The following is a 10,130-nucleotide window of genomic DNA, read 5'->3' as shown; positions in this document are numbered from 1 at the left end:
GGCTGCTCTCGCCGCCAAAACCATCCAAATCGCTCTGAACGACCGAGTTCGACCCTTTTGGCGGTCGTTCAGTTGCGAGCGTCGCATGACGCGATCTGACCCAGCGCGGACATTCCCGCAATCGAACCGGAACGTCTCGAAGGGCTGGGAAGCTGACGTTGCCCTGCTGAAGAAGCCGGTTGGCAAACATCGACTTCGCGAGGGATTTTCAGCCGCCGTCACAGCGGCAATCGGGCCGCAAATCAGGAAGACAGCGGTCTTCCGATGTGACACCAACAACGCTGCCCTATTCGCATATTTGATCCTTTTGCCCGGCGGTGTCCGGCATTATAATTAGCGATCGCTAAATTAGGACGGAGCAGATATAAAGCCAGAAAAGCGTCCGTCTTTGGGCCGGGGACTAACCATGGAGGCCAAACATGCTCAGCGCTTTATGCAAGGCCTGCGCAGTGATCCTTTTGTCAGTGAACTGCGCTTTCGCCCAATCGGATCTGATAGAGCCAAAGGCTGGAACGTGGAAGACGTGGGTGATCACGTCGGGTAAGGACTTCCGAGTCCCGCCCCCACCGGATACTTCCACAGCCGAGCTGGAGCAGCTCCGAGATATCATCGCAAAGAACGATGCGCAGGCCGCCGTGATGATCACGTTTTGGGATGCCGGCTCGCCCGGTTACCGATGGATCGACCTCGTCAACAATCGCCTTCTTACAGGCGAAAAGATCCCGCCCAATGCGCACCGCATATACACCTATTTGACGATGGCGATCTACGACGCCACCATTGCAGCATGGGAATCGAAGTACTTCTACAATCGCCCCCGCCCAAGCGAGGCGGATGCGACATTACCGACTGCGCTGCCTACGCCTCGGAGTCCCTCCTATCCATCTGAACACGCGGCAGCCGCCGGAGCCGCCGCGATGATTCTTTCCCATTTCTTTCCGGACGAGGCGTCCTCGTTCCAAGCAATGGCTGAAGAAGCAGCACAGTCGCGTGTCCTTGCCGGTGTCCAGTTCCCGAGCGACTCTTCCGCCGGGCTTGAACTGGGCCGACGAGTGGCAGAGCAGGTGATTGCGCGGGCAAAAGCCGATGGCTCCGACGCTGTCTGGACCGGCAAAGTCCCGACCGGGCCGTGCAAGTGGGTCGGAGATAAACCAGGCAATGCAACCATGCCCAACTGGAAACCGATCGTGCTGGCATCGCCCGATGAATTCAGGCCGCCGGCCCCACCCGACTGTCAGTCCGCGGCCGTGAAGGCTGAGACGGATGCTGTCCGACAATTTGAGCGAAAATTCCCCAACAGCTCCAAAGCGTTCTACTGGCAAAGTCCAGCCGGCCTGTTCACCAGCTGGTATGACTATGCCAGCAAGTGGATGTTTGAGGACAAGACAGATTCGAACGCGCCGCGCGCCGCGCGGGCTTACGCGATGCTCGCAACGATCCATTTCGATGCGTTCATTGCAAGCAACGACGGTAAGTTCGCATATTGGTACCCGCGCCCCAACATGCTTGACCCGAGTATCACTCCCTTGTTCGCGGTGCCGCCGTTTCCCAGCTATCCGTCCAACCATTCCACTCTTTCAACTGCCCGATGCGAGATCCTGGCGTACCTGTTTCCCAGCCATGCGGAATTCATCCGCAAGGTTGGCAAAGAGGCCGGCGATTCCCGCATCTGGGCCGGCATCCATTACGCGATGGACAACAAGGCCGGTGCCGCGCTCGGCAAAGCGGTCGCGGAGAAATTCATCGAGCGGGCGAGAAAGGACGGAGCAGACTAGTGGAAGGAGAGGACACCTGATCGACCCGTTCGGAACCTTCTTGCCGATCGCCGGTCGAGGTCAAAGGATAGAACGGAACTTTATTCGCCACGTATCAGAAAGGCTCCACGCGCTTTCATCTTCTGACGCTTTATGGACCTGAGACGCAACAAGGCTTCCAAGTTGCCGTTTCCCTGCGCCCGATCTATAGACCGCTTCGGAGTCCACTCGTGAACTTGGCTGCGTCCGGCGCAAACGTCAGCAGGTGGCGCTATCGACTCCTTGCTGAAGGCGCCGCCCGAGTACCGAATCCTGCTGGAGGCGAAGGAATGACCCTTGTCCGACATTCGGGCTCTCATGCAGCAAGGTACACAGACCCGAAAAGCTGTCTTTCAGGGGCGGCGGCAATGGCATCAACCTGCGACCTGCTGTAAGCTTGGAAAGCGGGTAACAATCCGCGAAGGATTGGGGGATGGAACGTCATCTCGCAGCCGTCCTGATTGCCGATGTCGTCGGCTATGGCCGCTTGAGCCAGATCGACGACGAGGGTACTCCTGCCGCAGAGTGGTTGCGCCCACGGCTTAGATCGAGCCCGTTGCAACGCCATAGAGCACACCGAGGATCGAGCATGCCGCCAACACCGGGATCATGCCGATCTTGAAACGGAATACCGCGAGCAGCGCCCCGAGTGTCAGCACCAGGGATGACAGGTTGATGGAGTTGAACACCGGCACGTCCAGCGTCATGCCCAGCCAGCTGACCTCATGCAGTTTGCGGAACAGCACGTGAAGCGCGAACCACACCGCCAGGTTCAGGATCACACCGACCACCGCCGCCGTGATGGCAGACAGCGCTGCTGATAAGGCCTTGTTGCTGCGCATCGTCTCCATGAACGGCGCGCCAAGGAATATCCATAGGAAACAGGGGACGAAGGTTACCCAGGTCGTGAGCAGACCGCCGAGTGTTCCGGCGACCAGCGGGCTAAGCACTCCCGGCGCGCGGTAGGCACCCATGAAGCCGACAAACTGGGTGACCATGATCAGCGGGCCCGGCGTGGTCTCGGCCATGCCGAGGCCGTCCAGCATCTCTCCCGGCTTGAGCCAGCCATAGTGGTCCACGCCCTGCTGCGCGACATAGGCGAGTACCGCATAGGCGCCGCCGAAGGTGACCATTGCCATCTTGGAGAAGAAGATGGCGATGTCGGTGAAGACATTGCCTTGGCCAAAAAATGCTAGCAGCCCAAGGACAGGCACCAACCAGAGCGCCAGAAAGACTGCCGCGATCTTCAGCGACCAACTGACAGACGGCCGGGCGTGAGCCGGCACCCCCTCGCCGAGCGCGGTATCGGCATCGGCGACCTGCTTGCCGCCGACCTTGCCATGTCCGTTACCTGAGAGGAATGAAGCCCAGCCAGATCTCCCTCCGACGAAACCGATGATACCAGCGATCAAGATGACCAACGGAAACGGCGCATCGAAGAAAAAGAGAGCGATGAAGGCCGCCCCCGCGAGCCCGACCATGACATTGTTCCTGAGCGCCCGCCTGCCGATCCGCAACACCGCTTCCAGCACAATGGCGAGGACAGCCGCCTTCAAACCGAAGAAGAGGGCCTGAACCGCGCCGACGTTGCCGAAGATTGCATAGATCCAGCTCAACGCCATGATGGCGATCGCACCAGGCAGCACGAACAGGATACCGGCAACGAGGCCGCCTCTGGTCTTGTGCATGAGCCAGCCGATGTAGATCGCAAGCTGTTGTGCCTCCGGTCCGGGCAGCAGCGTGCAGTAATTGAGCGCATGCAGGAACCGGGTCTCGCCTATCCAGCGTTTTTCCTCGACGATGATGCGGTGCATCATGGCGATCTGACCGGCCGGACCGCCGAAGCTGAGCACGGCCACGCGAGCCCACACCCGTGTGGCCTCAGCGAACGAAATGCCATGGCCGGGCGTGTCGCTTGATCGATTTGGCGCCTTTATGGTGCTCTCTGCATTGGCCATGGTTCAGGTCACTCGCGTTTCGAACGGAAATATCGGTAGAGGTTGTCAAAAACCGAAGCGCCCTCGGCGATCCGTTGCTCGTCGCCGGCGTTCGCCATGGCGATGCCGGCGATCAGGCTGGCAATGCCGGTGGTTTCTTCGCGACTGAACTTGCCGTCCTTGAGATCGATATCGTGGACGACCTCGGCGATGGCCTGCAGCGCCGGATCGGCAATGCCGGTGCGGGCAAGCAGCACCTCGAAGCTGCAGCGGTCGCCTTCATGGGTGATTTCGCCCTCGAACATGTCGAAGCGCAATTCCCCCTCCTTCGGCACGTATCCCTTGCCCGCCACGAAGCGGATGATCGCATCGGCATCGATGAAGCGACGGATCAGCCAGCTGCAGGCGATCCGGTCGACATACACGTCCCGGCGCGTGACCCAGATCCGGCCCTTGAGCTCGCTCGGCTCGGCCGCCGTCTTCGGTTCCTTGGTCATGGCCTTGTCCTCTACAAGCTGTGCCTCGAGCTCGGCGATCAGTCCCTCGCTGGCGAGGCGACCGCTGGCGCCGAAGAAGTCGATCGTCACGACGTCCGCGAGCCGCTTGCGCAAGCGGCCGAGTTGCGAACGCGCTTCTGCATGTTTTTCCGCTGTCGCGTTGGTCTTGATCGCTGCGGCCAGATCGCGCGCTTCCTTGACAATCTCCGCATAGTCGGCGTCACGAACGGCGTCGAACAGCGCCCGGACCTGGGCGTCCGAAAGACCGTCGACAAGGCGTGCCTCGCACATCATGGCCTCGCCGCCGCCAGCGACGATCTCCTTGAGAAGCCATTCGAAATCCTCCTGCATCTCGGCATTCGCCGGCAGGGCGTAAACGGTGCTTTTGACTGCGACCGCGCCGATGCCTTGCAACCGTCGCCAGATCTTCACCCGGAAGTAGGCGGGCTTGCTCGGCAGTTGATGGATCAGGAGCAGCCAGCGCTGCTCCTGCGATTGCCCCTCACTCATAAGTGAACCGTATCACGAACAAATCCAAATGCAACACTTGTATCACTTTTCATTTGGGCATAGCTTTCGCTTCCTCACGGGATGAGCCGTGCCGCCGAGCGAGGAAACCGATGCCACACCAGAAGCATCACTCGAGAACTTGTACGCGTTTGAGGCCAGGCATGACTCGGCAACCCTCAAAAAGCCGAAAATCAACCATGTTGCCCTGGCACCATCTCCATCTCAATCCGCCCCTCGATCGCTCAAACCTTAACCATCTCAACGACGACCATGAATGCTACGCTGCGGGATCACCGTCTCTGACGAACTGTATGCCTGGCGCGCTCCCCTACTAGGTGAAACTCACACCTAACCGCCGGCCGTCCATTCTGGCGCGGCTTGATTCTACACATCACCATAGAGAGTAAGCATATGACCGACGGAATAAAACGACGCGACTTCATGCGGAATGCCGGACTCATTGTTGGCGCTGCCGCGACGGCGACGCTGATTGAGAGCCCAGCTCTGGCTCAAACATCTTCCACCTCGAGGCTCAAGCCCATGAACTATGAGATTAAACCGCTCCCGTTCGACCCCAAGGACATTAAGGGCATATCCGAGAAGGTGCTGGTGAGCCATTACGAGAACAACTACGTCGGCGCTGTAAAGCGGCTCAATGCGATCGGCACGCAATTGGCGGAACTAGATTTCGCCAAGGCGCCCGTCTTCATGATCAACGGCTTGAAACGGGAAGAGCTAATCGCCACGAACTCGATGATCCTGCACGAAGCGTATTTCCAAGGTCTCGGCGGCGGCGGTGCGCCGAAGGGGGCTCTGGCGGACGCGATCACGAAGGACTTTGGCAGCGTGGACCAGTGGCGAACCGAATTCGCGGCTATGGGCAAAGCCGAGGGCGGTGGGTCGGGCTGGGTAATCCTCGCCTATTCGCCGCGCGACAAGCGGCTGGTCAACCAATGGGCCTCCGATCATACGACGACTTTGGCGGGGGGGCGCCCTGTGCTTGTCCTCGACATGTACGAGCACGCCTATCATATGGATTACGGCGCTAAGGCCGCCTCTTATGTCGACGTCTACATGGAAGCGATCCGGTGGGAGAATGCAGCCAAGCTCTATGAGGGCTACAGTCGCGAAGGGTAACTTTCAGCGAGGGCGCAAAACACGGAAGGCACGTCATTCATGATGCGTTTGAAGACGGCGCGCGTGTGGCGCGCCCTGCTTGCTGGATTGGAAGTCGCGGGCGGAGGCATGGCTTCCGTGCCGACGCTCGCGGCCCCTCCACCTTCCGCGGACAAGTTCTTCGCGCTGGAGCGCGATGTGCCGCTCGGGCCGAAGATCGACCGCTTCGATTATCAAAGCCTCGACCCCGGCACCGGTCGTTTGTTCATCTCTGGCATGAGCATCGGCAAATTGCTGGTATTCGACAGCACCAACAAGCTGCTCACGAAGCTGAACGGGTATCCCCAGGTCACCGGCGTGCTTGCCGTTCCGGAGTTGCACAAGGTCTATGCCAGCGTGCCGGGCGACGGCATCGCTGCCTGGCATGCGATCGGCGCGCCAACTGTCCCTCTGGTGGTGAGCGAAGAAAGGATTGTGTCATGAAATGGGTTACACGCGAACGTCCGGTCATCGACCGCATTGCCTGCCCCTGGCTGATTGCGCGCTTCATCGACAAGGAACCGGAGTTTCTGTTCGTGGCGCCTGACCAGGTGATCCGTGTTGCCCGGGAAACGGGCGCGACGCCCTATGACGTGCCCGGCGTCGAATTCACCCATGTCGGTGACGGCTGCAGTTTCGACACCTTCGTTTCCAAACACGGTCTCGATCGCGATCCGGCGATCGTGACCATTGCCGCGATCGTGCGCGGCGCCGACACGGACCGGCACGATCTCACGCCACAGTCGGCAGGATTGCTCGCGATCTCCATGGGTTTGCGGGACCTGACGCCTGACGACCACGAGGTGCTGAAGACTTCGTCATTTACGACGCGCTCTACGCGTGGGCTTCGGGCCGCAGAGCGGAAACGCACAGCTGGCCACCCGTCACGAAGCCGGCGGCCTGAGCAGAGGACACGGAATGGTAGACCAATCGAATGAGGACGTCGCAGGACGTCAGCCAAGCAACCGCGTCGTTCGGTGGATCGACCACCGCTTGCCGGTTTTCACCTTCGTCAATCATGAACTGAACGACTATCCGACCCCAAGAAATCTGAACTATTTGTGGAATTTCGGTTCGCTGGCCGGGTTCATGCTGGTCGTCATGATCTTCACCGGCGTCGTGCTCGCAATGCACTACACAGCGGATTCGAACCTCGCTTTCGGCTCCGTCGAGCACATCATGCGCGACGTCAATTACGGGTGGATGATCCGCTACATCCACCTGAACGGCGCATCGTTCTTCTTCATCGCGACCTACATCCATATTTTTCGCGGCCTTTACTACGGCTCATACAAGGCGCCGCGCGAACTGTTGTGGATGCTCGGAGTCGTCATCCTGCTGCTGATGATGGCGACCGCCTTCTTTGGCTATGTCCTGCCATGGAGCCAGATGGGGTTTTGGGGCGCTACGGTGATCACCAACCTGTTCTCCGCAATTCCGGTTGTGGGAGAGAGCATCGTCACCTGGCTTTGGGGCGGGTACTCCGTCGATAATCCGACGCTGCAGCGCTTCTATGCCCTGCACTACCTCCTGCCGTTCGTCATCGTCGGCGTCGTAATGCTGCATCTCGTCGCGTTGCATCGGCAGGGTTCCAACAATCCGCTCGGCATCGACCGCAACGGGCCGGGAGATAGCATCCCCTTCCACCCCTACTACACGGTCAAAGACCTGCTCGGCTTGGCGGCTTTCCTGCTGGTGTTCGCCTTCTTCGTCTTCTACCTGCCGAACTACCTGAATTCCACCGACGCCTTCATCCCGGCCAATCCACTGCGAACGCCCGCCGAGGTCGTGCCGCAATGGTATTTCCTGCCGTTCTACGCAATCTTGCGCTCGATCCCGAACAAGCTTGCCGGCGTAATCGCCATGTTCTCGGCGGTGGGGGTCCTCTTCGTCCTACCCTGGTTGGACATATCGAAGGTCCGCAGTGCCCGCTTCCGGCCAATCTACAAATGGGTCTTCTGGCTCCTGGTCATCGACGTCATCGTTTTGGGCTGGGTCGGCGCCAATAAGCCGGAGGGCTTTTTCGTTCTCATCGGCCGCGTCGGCACGTTCTATTACTTCTTCCATTTCCTGGTCGTGATGCCGCTCCTTGGCATTTTCGAGCGACCGCTGCCGCTCCCGACCAGTATCGCCTCGGCAGTCCTGCCGAAGGGCGACGCGCATCCTGCCCCAGCGCAGGCGATGGCAGATACGCCGTAACCAATCCAGCCGTCGAATACCGCACCTGTCTCTATGCCGAAGATCACGGCCGACTGATCAATTCGCAGTGAAGAAAGAGGAATACCGCCATGACACTATCGACCCGCTTGGCAGTTCTCATTGCTGCCGCAACCCTCGTCACCCCCTCGTTCGCCGCCAATCTGGATTGGAGCCAGGTCGGAAAGGCGCTGGGAAAAGGAGGAACCACGCAGGCCGACGGCGTCTATAGAGTTGGCTTGCCACGAACCGACCTGAAAGTATCGCTCGATGGCGTATCCTTGAAGCCAGGATTTGCCCTCGGAGGCTGGATAGCGTTCGAACCAATGGGGAATCAGGCCATGGTCATGGGTGACCTCGTTCTGACGCAGGACGAGGTGAACCCGGTCATGAAGAAGCTTCAAGCAGGTGGGATCGAGATCACAGCGTTGCACAACCATTTGCTGCGCGCGGAGCCAATGACGCTGTACATGCACGTCTTTGGCCAGGGCGACCCGGCCACGCTCGCCACGGCGCTTCATGCCGGGTTGGCGCTGAGCAAGACACCGATGGAGAATGCCGCGTCCGGTGCCGAACAGCCGCAACCCGCCCCCCAGCAGATCGAGTTCGACACGGCGGCCGTCGACCAGGCTATTGGTCATAAAGGCAAGGCCAATGGCGGAGTTTATCAGTTCACTATCCCACGAGCCGAAACGATCACGGACGGCGGCATGACGGTCCCAGTGTCCATGGGTACCGCCATTGCCATCAACTTCCAGTCAACCGGAGGAGGCAAGGCGGCGATCACGGGCGATTTTGTATTGATCGCATCGGAGGTCAATCCTGTCCTCAAAGCCTTGCAAGACAGCGGCATCGAGATCACGGCACTGCATAGCCACATGATCGATGAGCAGCCGCGGCTCTTCTTCATGCATTTCTGGGCCAATGACGACGCCGCCAAGCTTGCGCGCGGCCTCAAGGCGGCTCTCGACAAGATGAACCTCGCGAACAGCTAGGATCGGGTCCAGTGCGCGCCGCCAGTGTGGCCCTTGGGCTCATCGCCACGATCCGCCTGATCGTATGCTCAGTCGGCCCGGCTGCGGCGGAGCCGCCTCTGATCCTCGAGCGAACAATCCCGCTCGAAAACGTCTCGGGCCGCATCGATCACATGGCGATCGATCGTGTTGGGAGGCGGCTGTTCGTCGCCGAACTCGGTAACGACAGCGTCGATGTTGTCGACCTTCACACCGGTAAGATCCTCCATAGGATCACCGGCCTGAAGGAGCCGCAGGGCGTCGCATATCTTGCCGATCAGGACGTGGTCGCCGTTGCCAATGGCGGCGACGGGTCCGTTCGGTTCTTTCATGCAGGAGATATGTCGTCACTGGGAAGCACTGCTCTCGGCAACGACGCGGACAATGTCCGCATCGATCCGTCTTCCGGCCATGTTTTTGTCGGATATGGTGATGGCGGATTGGCCATCCTCGATCCTGTGACCCAAGCCAAGCTTGAAGACATAAGACTGGCCGGCCATCCCGAAAGCTTTCAGCTTGACTCCAAGATGACCCGGGTGTTCGCGAATGTGCCGGACGCCGGGCAGATCGCCGTCGTCGACCTCAAATCGCGCAAGCAGGTGGCCACCTGGAAATTGCCAGGCCTGGCGGCGAATTTTCCGATGGCGCTCGACAGCGCGGGGGGCCGGCTTGCAGTTGTGTTCCGCTGTCCGGCAAAGCTAGCTCTGCTGGATCCGGCAAGTGGTGCGGTGACCGCGAGCCTCGATACATGCGGCGATGCTGACGATGTTTTCTTCGACGGCAAGCGCGATCGAATCTATGTGAGCTGCGGAGACGGCGCGATCGATGTTGTGCAGCGCAGCCCAAAAGGGCTCGGGCCGGTCGAACGTGTGGCGACTTCCAGCGGAGCCCGAACCTCGCTCTTCGCACCGGAACTCGATCGCCTCTTTGTTGCCGCGCGTGCTGGATGGCTTGGATCCCGGGCCGCTATCCTCGAATTCCGCCCTTCGCCATGATGCCGATCAGGCATCGGTCGCCCGGGTCAAATAC

10 protein-coding genes are annotated in these 10,130 nt (G+C 60.0%); 8 read left to right on the top strand and 2 right to left on the bottom strand.

Features of this window, described 5'->3' with window-relative positions; translation table 11 throughout:
• On the top strand, nucleotides 1–337 hold a 337-nt coding region (locus NKJ94_RS33080), incomplete at its 5' end, for a hypothetical protein (protein ID WP_352531441.1).
• Between the two features lie 82 nt (nucleotides 338–419).
• Nucleotides 420–1,775: a phosphatase PAP2 family protein gene (locus NKJ94_RS33075; protein WP_352531439.1), complete on the top strand. Its 1,356-nt coding sequence runs from the start codon at nucleotides 420–422 to the stop codon at nucleotides 1,773–1,775.
• A gap of 560 nt (nucleotides 1,776–2,335) precedes the next feature.
• On the opposite strand, the gene chrA is transcribed toward NKJ94_RS33075, so the two are convergent.
• Together chrA and NKJ94_RS33065 are read right to left on the bottom strand one after the other, a co-directional pair.
• On the bottom strand, nucleotides 2,336–3,751 hold the full coding sequence (gene chrA, locus NKJ94_RS33070; protein WP_352531437.1) for a chromate efflux transporter: 1,416 nt from the start codon (nucleotides 3,749–3,751) through the stop codon (nucleotides 2,336–2,338).
• An 8-nt stretch (nucleotides 3,752–3,759) separates the two neighbouring features.
• Nucleotides 3,760–4,737: a chromate resistance protein ChrB domain-containing protein gene (locus tag NKJ94_RS33065; protein ID WP_352531435.1), complete on the bottom strand. Its 978-nt coding sequence runs from the start codon at nucleotides 4,735–4,737 to the stop codon at nucleotides 3,760–3,762.
• Between the two features lie 540 nt (nucleotides 4,738–5,277).
• Here NKJ94_RS33065 and NKJ94_RS33060 point away from each other — a divergent pair.
• The 6 genes from NKJ94_RS33060 (at nucleotide 5,278) to NKJ94_RS33035 (ending at nucleotide 10,096) form a co-directional block, all read left to right on the top strand.
• On the top strand, nucleotides 5,278–5,874 hold the full coding sequence (locus NKJ94_RS33060) for a superoxide dismutase (RefSeq protein WP_352531451.1): 597 nt from the start codon (nucleotides 5,278–5,280) through the stop codon (nucleotides 5,872–5,874).
• Between the two features lie 39 nt (nucleotides 5,875–5,913).
• On the top strand, nucleotides 5,914–6,336 hold the full coding sequence (locus NKJ94_RS33055) for a hypothetical protein (RefSeq protein ID WP_352531433.1): 423 nt from the start codon (nucleotides 5,914–5,916) through the stop codon (nucleotides 6,334–6,336).
• The gene (locus tag NKJ94_RS33050) at nucleotides 6,333–6,830 is read left to right on the top strand and encodes a chromate resistance protein ChrB domain-containing protein (protein WP_352531431.1); all 498 of its coding nucleotides are present in this window, start codon (nucleotides 6,333–6,335) and stop codon (nucleotides 6,828–6,830) included. The genes NKJ94_RS33055 and NKJ94_RS33050 overlap by 4 nt, the downstream gene beginning before the upstream one ends.
• A complete protein-coding gene (locus tag NKJ94_RS33045) occupies nucleotides 6,811–8,091 on the top strand; it encodes a cytochrome b (RefSeq protein ID WP_352531429.1) in 1,281 nt (426 codons plus the stop codon). The genes NKJ94_RS33050 and NKJ94_RS33045 overlap by 20 nt, the downstream gene beginning before the upstream one ends.
• An 89-nt stretch (nucleotides 8,092–8,180) precedes the next feature.
• Entirely contained in the window at nucleotides 8,181–9,083 is a 903-nt protein-coding gene (locus NKJ94_RS33040; RefSeq protein WP_352531427.1) for a DUF1259 domain-containing protein, read from the top strand.
• Between the two features lie 11 nt (nucleotides 9,084–9,094).
• Nucleotides 9,095–10,096, top strand: a complete 1,002-nt coding sequence (locus NKJ94_RS33035; protein WP_352531425.1) for a YncE family protein — start codon at nucleotides 9,095–9,097, stop codon at nucleotides 10,094–10,096.
• Nucleotides 10,097–10,130: the final 34 nt, after the last annotated feature.

The organism is Mesorhizobium sp. M0060 (genome assembly GCF_040323155.1).
In the GTDB taxonomy this organism is placed as follows: Bacteria; Pseudomonadota; Alphaproteobacteria; order Rhizobiales; family Rhizobiaceae; genus Mesorhizobium.
Note: the sequence above shows the minus strand (reverse complement) of the source record. Positions and strands in the feature narration are given on the sequence as shown.